Source organism: Peptostreptococcus russellii (assembly GCF_003012055.1).
Lineage (GTDB): Bacteria > Bacillota > Clostridia > Peptostreptococcales > Peptostreptococcaceae > Peptostreptococcus > Peptostreptococcus russellii.
The window spans coordinates 145,798-166,081 of the sequence record NZ_JYGE01000001.1; the positions used below are offsets into that span (position 1 = coordinate 145,798).

Genomic DNA, 20,284 nt, shown 5'->3' on the forward strand with positions numbered 1-20,284 from the left:
AAAGTGCTTTTGCATCTGAGAGATCACTATTTTTGTCAGGGTATTAAACTAACCAAAGTGGAATGTAAAGAAAGAAAGAAGATTTTAATAATTTCAAAAATGCACTTGTATTAAACTAACCAAAGTGGAATGTAAAGACCTTCTAAGCTCTGCATAAGCTTCATCAAGTGGGAGTATTAAACTAACCAAAGTGGAATGTAAAGTTAGACGACTCAGTAACATATACTATGACTCTAGAGTATTAAACTAACCAAAGTGGAATGTAAAGAATGTTGTAGACATTATAGTTGAGGATAAGTGGGTGTATTAAACTAACCAAAGTGGAATGTAAAGCTATTTTAAAAGAGGTTCTTCCACATATCTTATTGCTGTATTAAACTAACCAAAGTGGAATGTAAAGCTAGTTCAGTTAGTTCTCTCTTTATTATAGCCTTTTGTATTAAACTAACCAAAGTGGAATGTAAAGTATGCTGTGGTAAAAGTCACTTTAAAAGACTTAAGGGTATTAAACTAACCAAAGTGGAATGTAAAGATTGACGCCTCACCAACTAAGGCGATGTATATCGGGTATTAAACTAACCAAAGTGGAATGTAAAGAATCTGAAATCACTAACATGTCATTAAGATTGGCTGGTATTAAACTAACCAAAGTGGAATGTAAAGATGATTGCCGGAATAGGGGCTACAGTTAAAGTTGCAGTATTAAACTAACCAAAGTGGAATGTAAAGTAAGAACACGTTATTCTTACGTATTTACACGTTATTGTATTAAACTAACCAAAGTGGAATGTAAAGTTTTGTGTAAACTCGTAAAAATAAGCACCCTTATTAGTATTAAACTAACCAAAGTGGAATGTAAAGATTGCTATAACTATTCCAGTCAATGTGATTATGAATGTATTAAACTAACCAAAGTGGAATGTAAAGCTAAATTCCCAAATCTTTTCCCCCTCTGGAGATATCTGTATTAAACTAACCAAAGTGGAATGTAAAGAGTTCTTTCTTTATTTCAGTTATTGCTTGTTCACTAGTATTAAACTAACCAAAGTGGAATGTAAAGAAAGTGCTAGAGTCAATCACTACCGAGGCGGTGATTAGTATTAAACTAACCAAAGTGGAATGTAAAGGTCACCCATTTTTTAAAACGCTTAGCACTCTCTAGCGTATTAAACTAACCAAAGTGGAATGTAAAGACTATAGATACATTAAGGGTTTACTTGGCTAGTGGAGTATTAAACTAACCAAAGTGGAATGTAAAGAACGTTTCATTTTCTAACAATGCTTTAATACTATTAAGTATTAAACTAACCAAAGTGGAATGTAAAGGAGGGTATGGCAGTTGGTGTTGAGAGAAACACAGGAGTATTAAACTAACCAAAGTGGAATGTAAAGTCTTATCTAAATCACCTTTTGCAAGTATTTTAAATGGTATTAAACTAACCAAAGTGGAATGTAAAGTTATACGATTTTTAAATAATTCTTCAAGCTTAACATGTATTAAACTAACCAAAGTGGAATGTAAAGGCACTGCTAGATTATGAATATGAAGATAAAGATAAAGTATTAAACTAACCAAAGTGGAATGTAAAGACGACAGATTTAACTTTATCAGCTAATTGAGATGCTGTATTAAACTAACCAAAGTGGAATGTAAAGGTTAATAAGGCAGGTAATACATTTACAATCCTTATGTATTAAACTAACCAAAGTGGAATGTAAAGTGATTTATCAGCATAAAGTAATCATTATTTAGTGCAGGTATTAAACTAACCAAAGTGGAATGTAAAGTTAGCTATGTTAGTCTTAAAAGTCGCTTTGAACTTAGTATTAAACTAACCAAAGTGGAATGTAAAGTTTGATGTTGACTTTCTCAATAACATAAAAGTTAGAGTATTAAACTAACCAAAGTGGAATGTAAAGTCTGAATGCTTTGAACAACTTTATGCAACTAATATAGGTATTAAACTAACCAAAGTGGAATGTAAAGGGAACGATTGTAACAAGTCCCTCATCTATTGCTCTAGTATTAAACTAACCAAAGTGGAATGTAAAGAACTATAAAGGTTGTGCGATACTTCTACATCTGATTGTATTAAACTAACCAAAGTGGAATGTAAAGAATATATATTGGGTGTATATATAAATATATTAAGTCGTATTAAACTAACCAAAGTGGAATGTAAAGGTCACGCACACTTGCATAGTCAATTGCTCCTACAGTATTAAACTAACCAAAGTGGAATGTAAAGGAATATCTTTCAGAGTGGTTTCTAAATGAAGTTAAAGTATTAAACTAACCAAAGTGGAATGTAAAGACTATTGAAAAGATATTTGCTGATGAAAACTTGATAGTATTAAACTAACCAAAGTGGAATGTAAAGCAATTGTACTGCAAACACGGGATTCTCATTAAGTATTGTATTAAACTAACCAAAGTGGAATGTAAAGACTCAAAAGCCAGTCGGATTATTGAAAAAGTTAAGTATTAAACTAACCAAAGTGGAATGTAAAGACATTTGTAGAGTGGACTATTCAGCACTTGTATTTAAGTATTAAACTAACCAAAGTGGAATGTAAAGTTTTTATCTTTTACTTCATCTACTGTTTTTCTAACTCGTATTAAACTAACCAAAGTGGAATGTAAAGTAATATAATTACGATTAAGCCACTCTTTCTGTGAGTGTATTAAACTAACCAAAGTGGAATGTAAAGTTTAGTATAACAGTTATCTATTATAATACTTCTTTAGTATTAAACTAACCAAAGTGGAATGTAAAGAATTCTTTCGCGACAACGTCTAACACTGTCGTTTTGTGTATTAAACTAACCAAAGTGGAATGTAAAGACTTCTTTTTGTATAATCTCAGCTAACTGTGGAGCGCGTATTAAACTAACCAAAGTGGAATGTAAAGTTGTAAGTTGATAGATGTTGAAACTGGTGATAGCTTGTATTAAACTAACCAAAGTGGAATGTAAAGAAAAAAAGAATGGAAATGCTAGTTTTTATCCTTTGTGTATTAAACTAACCAAAGTGGAATGTAAAGGAAATAGAATTAAACAATTTACTGAGATTATTTAGGTATTAAACTAACCAAAGTGGAATGTAAAGTCAAATAGCTCTCCTGACATCTGTAAAAGCTGACTTGTATTAAACTAACCAAAGTGGAATGTAAAGCTTACTTTGAGCTTTTTTAAGAGCTTCAGTAACCCTGTATTAAACTAACCAAAGTGGAATGTAAAGTCTGCTTCTTCAATTATTTCAGATGTATCTTTTTCGTATTAAACTAACCAAAGTGGAATGTAAAGAAACTACCTTTGAAGATGTATATAACACTATTGGAGGTATTAAACTAACCAAAGTGGAATGTAAAGTACCACTAATGGATATGTAAGGGGAGCAGTATTAGAGTATTAAACTAACCAAAGTGGAATGTAAAGTATTCTTTTATTTCATTCTCAATGTCTCCAATTTCAGTATTAAACTAACCAAAGTGGAATGTAAAGCTCAATCCTTTTTTCAAGCTCTTTGTTTTTTTCTTCGTATTAAACTAACCAAAGTGGAATGTAAAGCTTTGACGGCGTCTAGCACTACTGCAGACTGTTGAGTATTAAACTAACCAAAGTGGAATGTAAAGGTCATTTGCCCCCATTTTCGTATTTGGCAGGTTTGAGTATTAAACTAACCAAAGTGGAATGTAAAGTTTGCTTTCTCCTTTTCGATTTTTTTTGTGTTTGTCGTATTAAACTAACCAAAGTGGAATGTAAAGCGAATCCACATATTACCGCTAGAGTCAACAGTCATAGTATTAAACTAACCAAAGTGGAATGTAAAGCTAACTTAGTAGCTTCCGAAACTCTCTTTTCTTCCGGTATTAAACTAACCAAAGTGGAATGTAAAGACGATTGACACATTAAGGGTTTATCTAGCTAGTGGAAGTATTAAACTAACCAAAGTGGAATGTAAAGTAAATTATATGGAAAATCAGATGTATTAGAGGGAACGTATTAAACTAACCAAAGTGGAATGTAAAGTTAGAAGGTCTAGCAGTCCCTTGATATTTCTTTATAGTATTAAACTAACCAAAGTGGAATGTAAAGTATGTCTTTCAAGCTAAAAAGGAAAACGTTCTTGATTTAGTATTAAACTAACCAAAGTGGAATGTAAAGTCCGAAAATACTTGTTTCACTCCGTCAAAAAATGCGGTATTAAACTAACCAAAGTGGAATGTAAAGCCATTTATTTTTAAATCTTTATAGTCTATCACTCCGTGTATTAAACTAACCAAAGTGGAATGTAAAGTATATTACGAACATTTTAAAGCTTTAACATTGCATCGTATTAAACTAACCAAAGTGGAATGTAAAGCAAGAAGCGATTTTAACGTGTGAAAATGGAATGCAGGTATTAAACTAACCAAAGTGGAATGTAAAGACTGAGGCTTGGTCTAGTAATTTTTGATGATCTTCAGTATTAAACTAACCAAAGTGGAATGTAAAGTACTTGATACGTATAGACAGTCATCATATCTTGTATGTATTAAACTAACCAAAGTGGAATGTAAAGGCTCATCTTTCTTGGGATATAGAGTTCACATATAGAGTATTAAACTAACCAAAGTGGAATGTAAAGAATGACAACTATTCTCAATGATATTTAAGAAACACAGTATTAAACTAACCAAAGTGGAATGTAAAGGAAAAGTATAAATGATTAGAGGTGATAAAGATTGTCGTATTAAACTAACCAAAGTGGAATGTAAAGGATAAACACGGACGGCGTAGCATTTTGTGGCGGTAAGTATTAAACTAACCAAAGTGGAATGTAAAGAGGTTAGTATTTTAGATGTGTAATGTAAATATAGTGCGTATTAAACTAACCAAAGTGGAATGTAAAGTATCCTACCCCCTGCACATCTTTTCAATATGATAAAGTATTAAACTAACCAAAGTGGAATGTAAAGAATGATTACTTTATGGGAGTAGGATTTAAGGGCGGGTATTAAACTAACCAAAGTGGAATGTAAAGGACACTATCCCTAGAAAGCTTCAGTTGCTTGTTGGAGTATTAAACTAACCAAAGTGGAATGTAAAGACATACATTATCTTTGCCAAATTTATTAGAAAGGACGTATTAAACTAACCAAAGTGGAATGTAAAGATATAATATCACAATATATATACTATTGTCAACTAAGTATTAAACTAACCAAAGTGGAATGTAAAGTACTTGTAGCACAATCCCTTCGAATTTCAAAAGCTATGTATTAAACTAACCAAAGTGGAATGTAAAGAAGAAAGAAGAAAAGGACACTATGACTACTACATCAGTATTAAACTAACCAAAGTGGAATGTAAAGTGAAATTAAATGGCACATCTGGGAAGGGCTATGGATGTATTAAACTAACCAAAGTGGAATGTAAAGCTAATAATGAATTCTACTTCATTCAATCTTTTTTTAGTATTAAACTAACCAAAGTGGAATGTAAAGATCTATGTTAAACTTTGCTTTATAGCTAGGCTCATGTATTAAACTAACCAAAGTGGAATGTAAAGATTGCTATATTCTCAGCTATTAATTGATTTAAAAAAGTATTAAACTAACCAAAGTGGAATGTAAAGTGTAGTGCAGATGTCATAAAAGAATGTCAAAAGCAGTATTAAACTAACCAAAGTGGAATGTAAAGATACTATTAATCTTGTTACTTAAAAAAACAGTTGCGTATTAAACTAACCAAAGTGGAATGTAAAGCAGGATGTCCATTGGGTGAAACCAAACGAACTAAAGGTATTAAACTAACCAAAGTGGAATGTAAAGCTGTTTTTTCGACTACTTCATACTTTAAATCCATTACGTATTAAACTAACCAAAGTGGAATGTAAAGTGGCTTGTATTGACCGTATCATTTTTAGAAGAGTTCGTATTAAACTAACCAAAGTGGAATGTAAAGTAAGTCATCGGTTAGTTCTTCATTCTCGCATTTATAGTATTAAACTAACCAAAGTGGAATGTAAAGCTTACAAGAGTATGGAAATGCTGTATATTACAAAGCGTATTAAACTAACCAAAGTGGAATGTAAAGATAAGTATGGATTTATTTATACTAAAAAAGCTTTAGGTATTAAACTAACCAAAGTGGAATGTAAAGATATAATCACCATGCTGGAGAAATGTTTACGGCAACGTATTAAACTAACCAAAGTGGAATGTAAAGGTTGCGGACATGCAAAATAACGTAAACAAACTTATGGTATTAAACTAACCAAAGTGGAATGTAAAGGATGGTGGGACTGCTGGGTATATTGCTAAGGTGTGGTATTAAACTAACCAAAGTGGAATGTAAAGACATTTATACCGTTTAGCTTAACTAGGTGTGAGTGGTATTAAACTAACCAAAGTGGAATGTAAAGTATTGTTTCATTTTGCTACCTCCTAAAATATTATTTAGTATTAAACTAACCAAAGTGGAATGTAAAGAGAGTACACTTATAGAAGTATGAGTGGTGAAAAATCGTATTAAACTAACCAAAGTGGAATGTAAAGATAGATGATAATATTGTATTTTAGACATAAAAATAAGGTATTAAACTAACCAAAGTGGAATGTAAAGAGGGATCTCTTATTATGACGTGACTCCGCATGGCGAAGTATTAAACTAACCAAAGTGGAATGTAAAGACTGACGGTCAAATAGGGCAATGGGATAAGTTTGATTGTATTAAACTAATCAAAGTGGAATGTAAAGAACTCTATTATATTGCCAAACTCTTCAATCTTTACTGTATTAAACTAACCAAAGTGGAATGTAAAGATAGACTTGGATACTCAAAGATAGCAAATGCGATAGCGTATTAAACTAACCAAAGTGGAATGTAAAGTTTTTTGATGATGCAATAGCAGCACTTAGATATGGGGTATTAAACTAACCAAAGTGGAATGTAAAGATCAATCATTTCCGGAGTATAAAAATAATCAAAAGAGCATTAAACTAACCAAAGTGGAATGTAAAGGCTGTTGTTAAAATTATGGATAATTTATTTTTATTACCGTATTAAACTAACCAAAGTGGAATGTAAAGACAGAGCAATAAGGGCTATAAATTGGGTTATTAAAGGTATTAAACTAACCAAAGTGGAATGTAAAGATTTTTATTAAAAAATAATATATTGTTATTTTACTTAAGTATTAAACTAACCAAAGTGGAATGTAAAGAATAGAGTGTGTCGAGAAATTCAATAAATTAAAGGTGTATTAAACTAACCAAAGTGGAATGTAAAGATTTGATAATTATGAGGATATTCATGTATCTATAAGGTATTAAACTAACCAAAGTGGAATGTAAAGCATCAAGATGCTACTTATGACTTTATAGATGTAAGTATTAAACTAACCAAAGTGGAATGTAAAGAGGACTTGGTGCAATAGGTGCTTTTGTAATTGATTTGTATTAAACTAACCAAAGTGGAATGTAAAGGGACAATGCACATTTACTATTATGCAAGAAACTGCGTATTAAACTAACCAAAGTGGAATGTAAAGGATGCACTGATTTAAGGAGGGAGCTAATGGAGGATAAGTATTAAACTAACCAAAGTGGAATGTAAAGAACAATAAGATAGTTAACCCTTATCCAAAATACATTGTATTAAACTAACCAAAGTGGAATGTAAAGATTAATCAAGTTTGCGATAAGATATTATGACGTTGGGTATTAAACTAACCAAAGTGGAATGTAAAGAATAGAATCTGAGATAAGAATGAGATTAGATGAATAGTATTAAACTAACCAAAGTGGAATGTAAAGTTGGCTAAAGCTAGGGGAGAGAAAAGACTATATTATGTATTAAACTAACCAAAGTGGAATGTAAAGTAGTTAGACATATGGAACGTCTAAAAAGATATGACCGTATTAAACTAATCAAAGTGGAATGTAAAGGTCTCTTTTTATTTAACTCAGTCCCTACAAAATTTTGTATTAAACTAACCAAAGTGGAATGTAAAGTTTTTGTCTTATATGATATTTTTATCAAACAACTTAGTATTAAACTAACCAAAGTGGAATGTAAAGTACACAATTAATATCATACGCCATTATCAATTACTTGTCAGTATTAAACTAACCAAAGTGGAATGTAAAGGTTGATTTGAACTGCTTTAACCTACGATAAATTTCTGTATTAAACTAACCAAAGTGGGATATAAAGGTTTTAAATTATTTCCAAATCAAACATGAATACAAGGTATTAAACTAACCAAAGTGGAATGTAAAGTCTACTTCTCTTTTAAACAACAAGCCGACTCCAATAGTATTAAACTAACCAAAGTGGAATGTAAAGACCCACCAACTGATACATTAAACATTACACTAATTCCAGTATTAAACTAACCAAAGTGGAATGTAAAGTTAATCTTTACGTTCTATTATCTATAGATGCAATTAAGTATTAAACTAACCAAAGTGGAATGTAAAGGATTTGAAAACACATTAGGACAACCTAATAAAATTGGTATTAAACTAACCAAAGTGGAATGTAAAGAATAGACTTGTACCAATTATCTTTACAAAACTAAGTAGTATTAAACTAACCAAAGTGGAATGTAAAGGTTGATTTGAACTGCTTTAACCTACGATAAATTTCTGTATTAAACTAACCAAAGTGGGATATAAAGGTTTTAAATTATTTCCAAATCAAACATGAATACAAGGTATTAAACTAACCAAAATGGAATGTAAAGTGTTTCTATGATTTTTAATTCAGTATTAATTATTAAGCTAAATAATAATCCACAGAAGGAGGAGTCTTATGAAGAAAAACATCTATATATACTCAGAATCTCAACTTAGGAGAAAAGACAACACAATTCAAATAAATTTGGATGGTGGAGGAAAAAAAGATATACCGATAGAGAGAGTATCTGATATTTATGTTATGACAGAGATGAGTTTTAATACTAGTATTATTAATTTGCTATCAAAATATGGAATTACCATGCATTTTTTTAATTACTATAGTTATTATACGGGAAGTTTTTATCCTAGGGAAACAAATGTATCAGGTAAGCTGCTAGTTCATCAAGTGGGGCATTTTATAGATGAAGAGTTGCGTTTAGAGATTGCCAAAGAGTTTGTACTAGGTGCTACAGATGGAATTTTAAGAAATTTAAAATACTATAATAATAGGGGAAAGGATCTTTCAAAATATATTAAGGACATTGATTTTCTTAGGAAAAAAATAAAATTACAGAATAATGTATCTGAATTGATGGGAATTGAGGGAAATATTCATAAGATTTATTATGATTCTTGGAATATTATAGTAAATCAAGAAATTGATTTTGAAAAAAGAGTAAAGAGACCTCCAGATAATATGATTAATACTATGATTTCATTTGTGAATAGTCTAATATATACAACAGTTTTATCTCAAATATATATTACTCAACTTGATCCAACGATTAGCTACTTACATGTTCCAGGTGAAAGGCGTTTTTCTCTTGCTTTGGACATAGCAGAGGTATTTAAACCTTTAGTTGGAGATAGGCTTATATTTTCATTGCTAAATAGAAATCAAATAACTGAAGATTGTTTTAGTAAAGACTTAAATTATCTCCAGATGACAAAGAAAGCTTCTCAGATAATTCTTAGGGAATTTGACGAGTCTCTCAAAAGGACTATAAAGCATAAGGAGTTAGGAAAAAGTGTAAGTTATAAATATTTAATGAGATTAGAGGCTTATAAGTTAATCAAACATTTATTGGGTGAAAAGGAGTATCAGAGTTTTAAGCTTTGGTGGTAATTTGTGTGAGGTGGATTATGTATATTATTTTGGTATATGATATAGCTTTGGATGAGAATGGAGCAAAAGTTTGGAGAGATACATTTAAAATTTGCAAAAGATATTTAACTCATGTGCAAAACTCTGTATTTGAAGGAGAAGTATCAAAGTCTCAGTTATTTGAACTGAAAAAAGCTTTCAAAAAGGTGATAAGAAAAGATAAAGATTCCTTGATTATATTTTCTAGTAGGGATCAGAGGTGGCTGGATAAGGATATTTTTGGTATATATAATGAGGATATGGATAATTTTATATAGACTTTAAAGAGTAAACTTCTTTTAATAAAGGTATTTACAAGAATTAAAGTTATATTTATTTATATAAAAAACATGGTTGATATTGACAGCTATGTTTTTTTGCTGTAAAATGAACAGTGTTCAGAGGAGGCGATTAAAGATGAATATAACATCTATTTCAAGGGAGAAAATCCTTGAAGAAAGTAAAAAAATAGTTTCGAATGAAGGTTTATCAGCAGTAAGTATTAGAAAATTGGCTTCTGAGTGCGATGTATCGATAGGTACTATATATAATTATTTTGAATCAAAGTCAGATCTTGTGCTTGCTGTGATAGAGGATACTTGGAAGGATATATTCCATATGTCTGAAGAAAATCTATACTTTGAAAATTTTTCTGAATGCGTTGACTTTATATTTAAGGCAGTGGAAAAAGGTGTTCTTGAATATAGAAACTTTTTTGATTTTCATTCAATGAGTTTAGCTGCTGTCAACAAAGAAAAAAGTAAAATGATGATGGAAAAGTACTTTATGCATATAAAGCATCAAATGTTTGAGACTTTGGACAAAGATAAGGGAATTAGAGAAGGTGCTTTTGATAGTAATTTTTCAAAAAAAGATTTTGTGGAAATTATATTTTCAATGTTGTTATCTTCAGTAATGGATAAGACTAACAATAGCGATGTTGTTGTTGAGATAGTGAGAAGGTGTATATACTAGGTATGTAATAATATTCTAGTATATTATTTTTAGAGGAATATGAACAGTGTTCATATTTGGCTTTACTAGATTATCTAGTTATTAAAGTTTTCTAGTTATTGAAGTTTTTAAGTTATTGAAGTTTTCTGGTTATTTAAGCTTTAGTAAGAGATATTTATATGTAATAAGAGTTAGGGGTGTTTTTATGAAAGTAAAAAAAATCAATTTATTGGCAATAGCATCTTTAGTGTGGTTGATAGCGGGATTTAATATTTTGAGAATAGGTGTTATATCTTATAAAAATCATGTGACAGTTCTGGGAATAGCAATATCTATAATTGTTTTTTTGTTATTCTGGACAAAAGTGTTTCATAAGCTTGTAAAAAAACATACGACTAGAATAATAAATTATAAGGAAGAAAAGCAATTGTTTTTTAAGTTTTTTGATAAGAAATCATTTCTTATAATGGCATTTATGATGACTTTTGGGATAGCATTGAGAGTGAGTAATTTGCTAGCAGATGTATATATTGCAGAATTTTATACAGGTCTTGGTACTGCTCTTAGTTTGGCAGGACTATTATTTGGAGTAAACTATATTAAAAATAGTAGTTGTCCTATTTTAAATTAGCTTCAGTTTTTATTAGGAAAGTACTGAATTTATATGCATTTACTTATATTAGGTCATTCATATAAACAATAAATTATTTTATAAATAAGGAGGTAATTATTTTGAAGAAATATATTAATCTATCATTTATATACTTTATATTTGCTATGATTGCGGGTGTATTTTACAGGGAATACACAAAATTTGTAGGATTTACAGATAGGAGTAGCCTTTCACTTGTTCATGGGCATTTACTGGCTTTGGGTATGATTATGTTTTTAATAGTGGCTTTATTTAGTATGAAGTTTGACTTTGAAAATAATAAAAAAATAAAGCTTTTCTATAAAATATACAATTCTGGAGTTATTTTGACGGCAGTGATGCTTTTTGTAAGAGGAATGGTTCAGGTAAATAACACTGTAATATCAAAGGGATTAGACGCTTCTATATCTGGTATATCAGGTATTGGTCATCTACTACTTTTGGTAGGTTTGGTGTTTATGTTTTTAGCTTTAAAGGAAGAGGCAGGAAAGCTCGAGTAGTTTTCTAGGGTTAAAAAATAATAAGTATTTAAATAAAGAGAGTATTACAAGGGAGGAATTAATATGCAAGCAATATTTGAAACTATTTTTGATATAGTTTATCTGCTAAGTGTAATTAGCTTGGGAATTATTATGATTAGAAAGAGTAAAGGAAGAGAAGAAATAAGGTTATTTGGACTGATGGCAGTAGTACTTGGGCTTGGAGATGCCTTTCATCTAGTTCCAAGAGCGTATGCACTTTGTACAAATGGATTGGAAAATCATGTAGTAGCTTTAGGAGTGGGTAAGTTAATAACTTCTATAACAATGACTGTGTTTTACTTTATACTTTATAAGATCTGGTGCTTGCGATATGATGTTGATATGGAGAAGGCTGGACTTACAAAGACAATATATTCTTTGGTGCTTTTGAGAGTAGTTCTATGTTTATTGCCACAGAATCAGTGGACAAGTGCAACTCCGTCGCTAGCTTTTGATATATTGAGAAATATTCCTTTCGCTATATTAGGAATAGTGATTATAGTAATATTTTATAAGAAGTCAAGAGAACATAATGACCACGCATTTAAAAATATGTGGCTAGCAATTGTTTTAAGCTTTGCCTTTTATATTCCAGTGGTTTTATTTTCAGGAGTATTTCCTCCTATTGGAGCCTTGATGATACCAAAAACTTGTGCTTATGTGTGGATTGTATGGATGGGCTACAAGGATATGAAAAATAAGGAACTAGTATAGAAAGTATTGTATAAAGTTAAAGTGCTAAAAATAGTATTAAATAAAAAAACTAATTTTAGATAGTATTAACAGAAAGTCAAAGTGCTGAAAAAGTTTTTATAGAAATAAAAAATTGAATTAAAAAGTATTATGAGAAATAAAAAACTGATTTAGATAGTATTATTAAAGATAATAAATTAGTATAAAGATATAAAAGCAGTCAAATATATTATTGGCTGCTTTTTTATTTAAACAATTAGAGATTAGTATATAGAAGTAAGAGTGTGTATTTATTAGAAGAATACTAAATAGATATATCTAAGAAATGACAGAGAATATATAAAAAAACAGTAGATAAAATAAGAATGCAAAAATATGAAAGTAGTTGATAATAATTATTATTCTTTGGGTATAGGTACTAATATCTCGTGTAGATATTTTAGATCTACAAAATGTTAATAATTTTAGGAGGACAAAATGTCAGATATTTTTGCAGTTAAATTAATAGATATAATAGATGAGGGAGATAAGAGAGTAAGCTTGTATTTTGATATACCAAAAGATTTTGTATGGGAAGCTGGTGCTCATATATCTCTTGCTTTAGAAGGTTATGACAAAAAAGGAAGTGTTAACAAGGACTATGTAAGAAAGTTTTCTATACAAACACTTATGAATGAGGGAAAGATAGGAGTAACTACCAGACTAGATAGCTCAGATTCTGTATATAAGGAGAAGATAGCTTCTCTTAAAATAGGAGATTATTGTTATATTATAGAGTCAGGATGTAGAATGAGTTTGAGAAGAGAAAATAAGGATATAGTACTTATAAGTATGGGGGTAGGTATGGCCACTATGAGACCACTAGTTCATGCTTTTGAAGAGTGCCCAGATGGAATTAGATCTCTTACAAATATTTGTGTAAATAAAACAGATAATATCTTATATAAGAATGAATTTGATAGTATGAAAGATATTTGTGATAGTCATTGCTGTCACAATAGAGAAGAGTTAAAGGTAGACTTGGCAGAGATATGCAAGGAAAGTAAAGATAAGATATTTTACCTTGTAGGAAGTAAGCCTTTTGTAGAAAATATGGTCTCTCAGTTGAGGGGACATAATGTAGCGAAAGAAAATATAGTGATCGATAAAAAGACAGGAGTTCTAGATGGAATTTATGCAGGTGCTAGTTTTAATTCCTACAAAGATTTCAAGAGTTCTAGTTCTTTTAAAGCTATAGAATTACCAAAAAAGCCTTGCGACTGTAATGGAAATTGTACTTGTAAGTAAAAATACATAAATGCTAATATAAATTTAAATATTTGAAAGTAATGATTTAGTTAGTCTGTGAAAGAAAATTAGCTTTTAAAAAAAGGTTTAAATAATAGTATTTTTTTTATTGAGAGGGTGTAATAAGCCCTCTTTTTTTATTTCAAATTTTAAAAATACAACATACAACTATTGATAAAAGTAATAGTTGTATGTTGATTTATAGTTATTTTATATAAAAACTATTATTTATTGTTATATTTTTATATAAATGCTATTCTTAATTAGAAGTATATCTATAAATTACTATATATATGCTTTTTAGTTATTGACTGTACTAAAAAAGGGGGTGGAAAGTTGATATATTTGGATAATGCGGCTACATCTAAAACAAAACCAGATGAAGTTATACAAGCAGTTATAGATGCTATGCACTCAGCTGGTAATGCTTCTAGAGGTGCAAGCAATGAAAGTCTTTCATCTGATAGAATAGTATTTCAAGCCAGAAAAAAAATATCAGAGCTATTCAATGTTTCAAATCCTCGACAGGTAGTATTTACCAAAAACTCAACGGAGGCAATAAATATAGCATTACAAGGCATTATTGAAGAAGGTGACCATGTAATTACAAGTTGTATGGAACATAATTCTGTTTTAAGACCACTTAATTATCTTAAAAGAGATAAAAATGTAGAGCTTGATTATATTCATATAGACGAAAATGGAGATCTTAAATATGAAGAAATAAAAGGACTAATAAAACTTAATACTAGAGTACTCGTACTAAACCATGCGTCTAATGTTACTGGGAATATAAACAATTTAAAGCTTGTAGGCGATATTTGTCGTGCAAAAAATATTATATTTATAGTAGATGTATCTCAAAGTGCGGGTTCATTTGATATAGATATGATAAGAGACAATATAGATGTAGTTTGTTTCACTGGACATAAGTCACTTTTGGGACCACAGGGAACTGGCGGTTTGTGTGTTAGGGATTATATATATATAAATCCATTGATGTCTGGAGGAACAGGGGTACATACATATGACTCATATCAACCAGATAGGATGCCAACTAGATTGGAGTCAGGAACACTAAATGCTCATGGAATTGCAGGTCTTGCTGCAGGTATTGATTATATAAACTCCAAGGGTATAGATAATCTTACAGAAAAAGCTACATTTCTTAGCAAAAGATTTTTTGAAGGTATTAAATCACTGGAGAATATAAAACTATATGGAAACTATAGCACAGATTATAGAGCTCCTATAGTATCTATGAACATAGGAGATATGGACTCTTCAAAGGTGAGTGCTATCCTTTCAGAACAGTATGATATTTCGACTAGACCAGGTGCACACTGTGCTCCACTTCTTCATAAATCAATGAATACTGTAGATCAGGGGATGGTGAGATTTAGTTTTTCTCATCAAAATACAATAGAAGAAGTTGATATAGCGATAAATGCAGTAAAGGAAATAATAGAAAAAGAAAACGTTACAACAATTTAGTAAGAATATTAATCAGTCAATGAAATCAGTCAATAACGTGTAATTATTAAATAATATGTTTGTAAAATTAAAAAAAGGAGAGTATTTTAAATGAATTTTGACAGCAAAAAAGGTTTGTTTTCATTAGGTATTATAGCTGGTATTGGTGCGGCTATACTTGCTGCTTTAGGAAATCCAAAGAATATGGCTTTCTGTATAGCTTGTTTTATAAGAGATACAGCAGGATCTATGAAGTTTCATCAGGCAGAAGTAGTACAGTATTTTAGACCAGAGGTAGTAGGTATTATTTTAGGGGCATTTTTGATTTCCCTTTACAAAAAAGAGTATAGATCAACAGCAGGATCATCACCAGCAATAAGATTTTTATTAGGTGTTATAATGGTTGTTTGTGCTTTGGTATTCTTAGGATGCCCGCTTCGTATGGTATTAAGAATGGCAGCAGGTGATATAAGTGCTTACATAGGACTTATAGGTTTTGTTGCTGGAGTATATACAGGGGTTGTATTCCTTAAAAAGGGATTCACACTTGGAAGAGCACATATAACAAAGAAGGAAAGTGGATATATACTTCCTCTTGTAGTAACAGTATTATTTATACTTAGCATAACAGTAACAACTTTATTTGTTACAAGTGTTAAAGGACCAGGTAGCATGCACGCTCCAGTAATTGCTTCTCTATTAGTAGGTTTACTATTCGGTGTAATATCTCAAAAGACAAGAATGTGTTTTGCAGGTTCAGTAAGAGATGTATTCCTAATAAGAGATTTTAGCTTACTTAGTATAATCGGTGGTGTATTTGTAGCAATGCTAGTATATAATGTTGCAACAGGTAACTTTGAATTTGTAGCTTTTGGACCAGTAGCACATGCACAGACACTTTGGAATATACTATCTATGTATGCAGTAGGATTTGCAGCAATATTATTAGGTGGTTGCCCTCTTAGACAGTTGGTAATAGCATCTACAGGATCTTCAGATGCAGTATTTACAGTGATAGGTATGTTTATCGGTGGAGCACTTGCTCATAACTTTGTATTAGCATCTGCACCTGCTGCTGCAGCAACAGCAACAGAAGCAGCTAGTATAGGTGGACCAGGACCAAACGGTAAAATAGCTGTAATAGTTTCTATAGTATTATTATTCATAATAGCTATGTGGGGACTTAAGAAAGAAAAAACAGCATCTAAGTAATTTTTAGTGAAAAATTAAGACATTTAATATAATTGATAAATATATTTGTATATAAAATAGGGAGGAATAGGAATGAAGGAAGTAGATGTAAGAGGACTATCTTGCCCAGAACCAGTGATAAGAGTAAAAGAGGCAATAGATAACAATAGTGCTGAAGAACTTAAGGTATTTGCTAATGAAGCTCACACAGTAAAAAATATTACAAAGTTTTGCAAGAAATTAGGAAAGGATGTTCATACTGAAGAGGTTGGTCTTGAATATGAACTAATTATAAAATAATGAATAGCAAGGAGAAAAATCTATTCGTAACTTTTTATACTACTGCTGAAGCGATGGCAATAGAACAATCGTGCAGCGATAACAATATAGAGGGTAAGCTAGTACCAGTTCCAAGAGTTTTATCTGCAGGTTGTGGAGTTGCTTGGAAGGGGAGACCAGAAGATATAGATATTACTACTCAAATATTAAAAGATGATGATATTGAGTGGGAAGAAATTACTATTTTATAAAATATTAGGGGACAGTTTTTACTGTCTCCTTTTTATATAGTTTGATTAAAAAGTAAGTAACTTAAAATAAAATACAATATATTTTTAAATATATGATATAATTTATTTTGTGACTAAAATTAGAATAGAGGTGAAAAATGAGTAGAGAAAATGAAAATAAATATATATTAGTACAGTTGTTAGGTATAGCCTTTCTTTGTAGCGCTGGTATTTGGGTCAAGCTTTCATCAGTAGGACCAATCAATCAGGGCTTTTATAGAATGCTTCTAACACTTATTATGATGTTTCCTTTTACCTTTAAAAGTTTAAAAGGAGTTACGAAAAGGCAGTTTGTCATGTCCTTTTTGGCAGGAGTATGCTTGGGTGGAGATGTTTTATTCTGGAATCTATCACTTATGAAGACATCAGTTGCAAATAGTGCACTGTTGGTCAACTTAACAGTATTTATAGTATCTCCAATTTCTTTCTTTTTATTTAAAGAGAAAATCAAAAAAGAGTTTGTTATAGGGTCTGTGATTGGATTTATAGGTGTAGTAATAGTAATATTTGCATCTGCAAGTGGGCATGGACAATCCAGTATTTATGGGAATTTACTAGCTATGTTGGCATCGGTATCATATTCGGGTTATGTTTTATTTGTTTATAAGGTAAGAGATCATCTAAACAACAATGCAGTAGTTCTTATTAGTACTCTTGGAGCAATGGTATTTTTATTTGGAACAATGGTCCCAACGGAAGGGATTCAAGTACCACCAAACACTAAAGAGTGGTTAATTGTTATAGGTTATGCGATTTGTACACAAATACTAGGTCAAGGCTTGGTTTCAATGTGTCTAGGAAAGCTAAATGCTACACTTGTAACTGTAATATCACTGATTGGAATAGGGATATCTTCAATATATGCATATATTATATTTGGTGAATCACTTTTAATGATGGAAATAGTAGGTATGGTGATCACTATTATAGGTGTATTTATAGCGAAAAATTCATCTCAAGGATAATAAACTTGATATTAAAAAAGAGATAATTGCAAAATGCAATTATCTCTTTTTAATTTAAATATTATTTTTCTAATTTTTCAACGGCTGACCATCTGTAGAAAGATTCGTCATAGTTTTTAACATTGTCATATCCTAGCATATTTAGGACCAGCTTCATGTGTGCAGAACGTATTCCTGCAGTACAGTAAGTTACAACATTATCTGATGGTTCAATTCCTTTTTCTTTAAAAATTTTCTTCAACTCATCATTACTTTTCAGATATCCGTCTTCATTGAATAAACTAGTAAAGTTTATATTGATAGCACCTGGAAGATGCCCACCATTTTTTTCACCGTATTTTGTAGCACCATCATACTCATCTTTTTCACGTACATCAATTATTTTATACTTATCATAATCTTTTTTAAGTTCTTCTGTATTTATAATCCCGCTATTATCAATAGAATCTATTTTAACATTGGCAGGTTTTATATCAGTCTGACCTTTTTGAGTTTCAACACCTGCTAATTTTATAGCATTGTATCCACCATCAACTATTTTAACATCTTTGTATCCAGAAGCCATTAATTCCCAAGCTATCCTTCCATCTTCGCCCCAGCCTTGATCTGCAGACGCAAATAAAACTACTGCTTTATCCATAGATACTCCTTTTTCAGAAAGTCTCTTGCCTAGCTCTTCTTTATCTAGTATACAACCCCAGTTTTCGTCTCCAGGCTCTCCAGTCTCAGTAGTAGCTAAATATTGCCAATCAAGTGGAATTGCACCCTTGACGCTTTCCTTTTTAGCAGCTTTTTCACCTCTAGCATCAATCAAAGTAATATCATTTAGATTATCCTTAACATAATCAGCACTTACTACATAGTCTCCTTTAAAAAGCTCAGTTTGACTAGTATTGTTTTCGCTCTTTTTCTCAGTAGTAGTATCGTTGGAATTACAAGCAATGAGAGAAAGACAAGCTGTAAGAAGTATAGCAGTTAAAATCTTTTTCATTTTTAAACCTCCAAGTAAATTATAGTGTAATTCAATCTTATAACATATAATAAATAGTGTAAATGAATAAAAAGTTGTATTGATTAAAAGTATACTTATAAAGCTTATAATATAGATAGGCTATAGAAATGAGTAAATTTATAGCTTATGATTTCTAAAATATAAGTTGTAAAAAAGTGATATTTGGACTATAGTATATTTAATATTAAAATCGAACAATTATAATAATAAGATAAGATATATATAAGGGAGGAAAAATCATTGGAAAAAAAATGGGCTTTGATTACGGGCGCAAGTTCTGGAATAGGAAGAGAGTTTGCAAGGCTATTGAGTGCAAATGACTATTCATTAATTTTAGTGGCAAGAAGACTAGAAAGATTAGAGGATCTAAAAGAAGAATTAGAATATAATTCTCAGGATGAAGATTTTGAGTGTAGAGTTATTCAAAAGGATTTAAGGGGAGTTTATGCTCTTAATGAACTTTATGATGAAACAAAGGATCTGAATATAGATATACTGATTAATAATTCAGGGTTTGGAGATCATGGTGAATTTGTAGATACGGATTTACAAAAAGAAATGGATATGATAGATGTAAATATTAAGGCTATGCATGTCTTAACCAAAAAATATTTGAGAGATTTTGTTAAGAAAGATAGTGGGTATATATTAAATGTATCGTCTAGTGCTGGTTTGATGCCTGCAGGACCTTATATGGCTACATACTATGCTAGTAAAGCTTACTCAACTAGCCTAACTTCTGGAATAGCAGCAGAACTTAGAAAGAGAAAAAGCAATGTATACATAGGGGCTTTGTGTCCAGGGCCAGTGGATACTGAATTTAATGATGTTGCAAACTGTAAATTTAGTATTGGTGGAATAAGCCCAAGATTTTGTGCTAAATATGCTTTAGAGAAGATGTTTTCTAGAAAAGAAATTATTATACCTTCTGTAAAAATGCAAATAGCAGCAAAGGTTGGTAAAGTAGCTCCTAGAAAATTGGTGATTGATATTTGTGGAAGACAGCAAAAAAGAAAAAATGGCGAAGTATAGTAGAAAGTAAGTTCTAGTAAAATGCTATTAAATATGAAAAGAGTTAGTAAAAATAGATATTACTTGATAACAATAAAATGCTACTAAATTAGGAATATAACTAGTAAAAATTCATATTGTTT

The 20,284-nt window shown here is 30.6% G+C and carries 14 protein-coding genes and 1 CRISPR repeat array (1 of these 15 cut by a window edge); of the genes, 13 read left to right on the top strand and 1 reads right to left on the bottom strand.

What is annotated here, in order from left to right; genetic code table 11:
- Positions 1 to 8,734: a CRISPR direct-repeat array (repeat unit 30 nt; unit sequence GTATTAAACTAACCAAAGTGGAATGTAAAG) (it extends 557 nt beyond the left edge of the window).
- Positions 8,735 to 8,802: 68 nt separating this feature from the next.
- From cas1b to UF10_RS00710, 12 genes are all read left to right on the top strand, one after another.
- Positions 8,803 to 9,795: a type I-B CRISPR-associated endonuclease Cas1b gene (gene cas1b, locus UF10_RS00655; protein WP_106775921.1), complete on the top strand. Its 993-nt coding sequence runs from the start codon at positions 8,803 to 8,805 to the stop codon at positions 9,793 to 9,795.
- A gap of 17 nt (positions 9,796 to 9,812) precedes the next feature.
- A complete protein-coding gene (gene cas2, locus UF10_RS00660; protein ID WP_106775922.1) occupies positions 9,813 to 10,091 on the top strand; it encodes a CRISPR-associated endonuclease Cas2 in 279 nt (92 codons plus the stop codon).
- 139 nt (positions 10,092 to 10,230) lie between these two features.
- Positions 10,231 to 10,788: a TetR/AcrR family transcriptional regulator gene (locus UF10_RS00665; protein WP_170062414.1), complete on the top strand. Its 558-nt coding sequence runs from the start codon at positions 10,231 to 10,233 to the stop codon at positions 10,786 to 10,788.
- Between the two features lie 184 nt (positions 10,789 to 10,972).
- Positions 10,973 to 11,398 carry a hypothetical protein gene (locus UF10_RS00670; RefSeq protein ID WP_106775924.1) on the top strand — a complete coding sequence of 142 codons (426 nt, stop codon included), beginning with the start codon at positions 10,973 to 10,975 and terminating at the stop codon, positions 11,396 to 11,398.
- 101 nt (positions 11,399 to 11,499) lie between these two features.
- Entirely contained in the window at positions 11,500 to 11,919 is a 420-nt protein-coding gene (locus tag UF10_RS00675) for a DUF2871 domain-containing protein (protein ID WP_106775925.1), read from the top strand.
- A gap of 63 nt (positions 11,920 to 11,982) precedes the next feature.
- Entirely contained in the window at positions 11,983 to 12,654 is a 672-nt protein-coding gene (locus tag UF10_RS00680) for a hypothetical protein (protein ID WP_106775926.1), read from the top strand.
- A 456-nt stretch (positions 12,655 to 13,110) separates the two neighbouring features.
- The gene (locus tag UF10_RS00685) at positions 13,111 to 13,920 is read left to right on the top strand and encodes a ferredoxin reductase domain-containing protein (protein WP_106775927.1); all 810 of its coding nucleotides are present in this window, start codon (positions 13,111 to 13,113) and stop codon (positions 13,918 to 13,920) included.
- A gap of 336 nt (positions 13,921 to 14,256) precedes the next feature.
- A complete protein-coding gene (locus tag UF10_RS00690) occupies positions 14,257 to 15,414 on the top strand; it encodes an aminotransferase class V-fold PLP-dependent enzyme (protein WP_106775928.1) in 1,158 nt (385 codons plus the stop codon).
- 90 nt (positions 15,415 to 15,504) lie between these two features.
- Positions 15,505 to 16,605, top strand: coding sequence for a YedE family putative selenium transporter (gene yedE / locus UF10_RS00695; RefSeq protein WP_106775929.1), 1,101 nt, complete (start codon positions 15,505 to 15,507; stop codon positions 16,603 to 16,605).
- A 72-nt stretch (positions 16,606 to 16,677) separates the two neighbouring features.
- The gene (locus UF10_RS00700; RefSeq protein WP_106775930.1) at positions 16,678 to 16,884 is read left to right on the top strand and encodes a sulfurtransferase TusA family protein; all 207 of its coding nucleotides are present in this window, start codon (positions 16,678 to 16,680) and stop codon (positions 16,882 to 16,884) included.
- Entirely contained in the window at positions 16,884 to 17,114 is a 231-nt protein-coding gene (locus tag UF10_RS00705; RefSeq protein WP_106775931.1) for a DUF3343 domain-containing protein, read from the top strand. Before UF10_RS00700 ends, UF10_RS00705 begins: the two co-directional genes overlap by 1 nt.
- Positions 17,115 to 17,251: 137 nt before the next feature.
- On the top strand, positions 17,252 to 18,118 hold the full coding sequence (locus UF10_RS00710) for a DMT family transporter (protein WP_106775932.1): 867 nt from the start codon (positions 17,252 to 17,254) through the stop codon (positions 18,116 to 18,118).
- Between the two features lie 61 nt (positions 18,119 to 18,179).
- On the opposite strand, the gene UF10_RS00715 is transcribed toward UF10_RS00710, so the two are convergent.
- A complete protein-coding gene (locus UF10_RS00715) occupies positions 18,180 to 19,109 on the bottom strand; it encodes a sulfurtransferase (RefSeq protein WP_106775933.1) in 930 nt (309 codons plus the stop codon).
- A 261-nt stretch (positions 19,110 to 19,370) separates the two neighbouring features.
- Here UF10_RS00715 and UF10_RS00720 point away from each other — a divergent pair, with 261 nt between their 5' ends.
- A complete protein-coding gene (locus tag UF10_RS00720) occupies positions 19,371 to 20,162 on the top strand; it encodes an SDR family NAD(P)-dependent oxidoreductase (protein WP_106775934.1) in 792 nt (263 codons plus the stop codon).
- Positions 20,163 to 20,284: the final 122 nt, after the last annotated feature.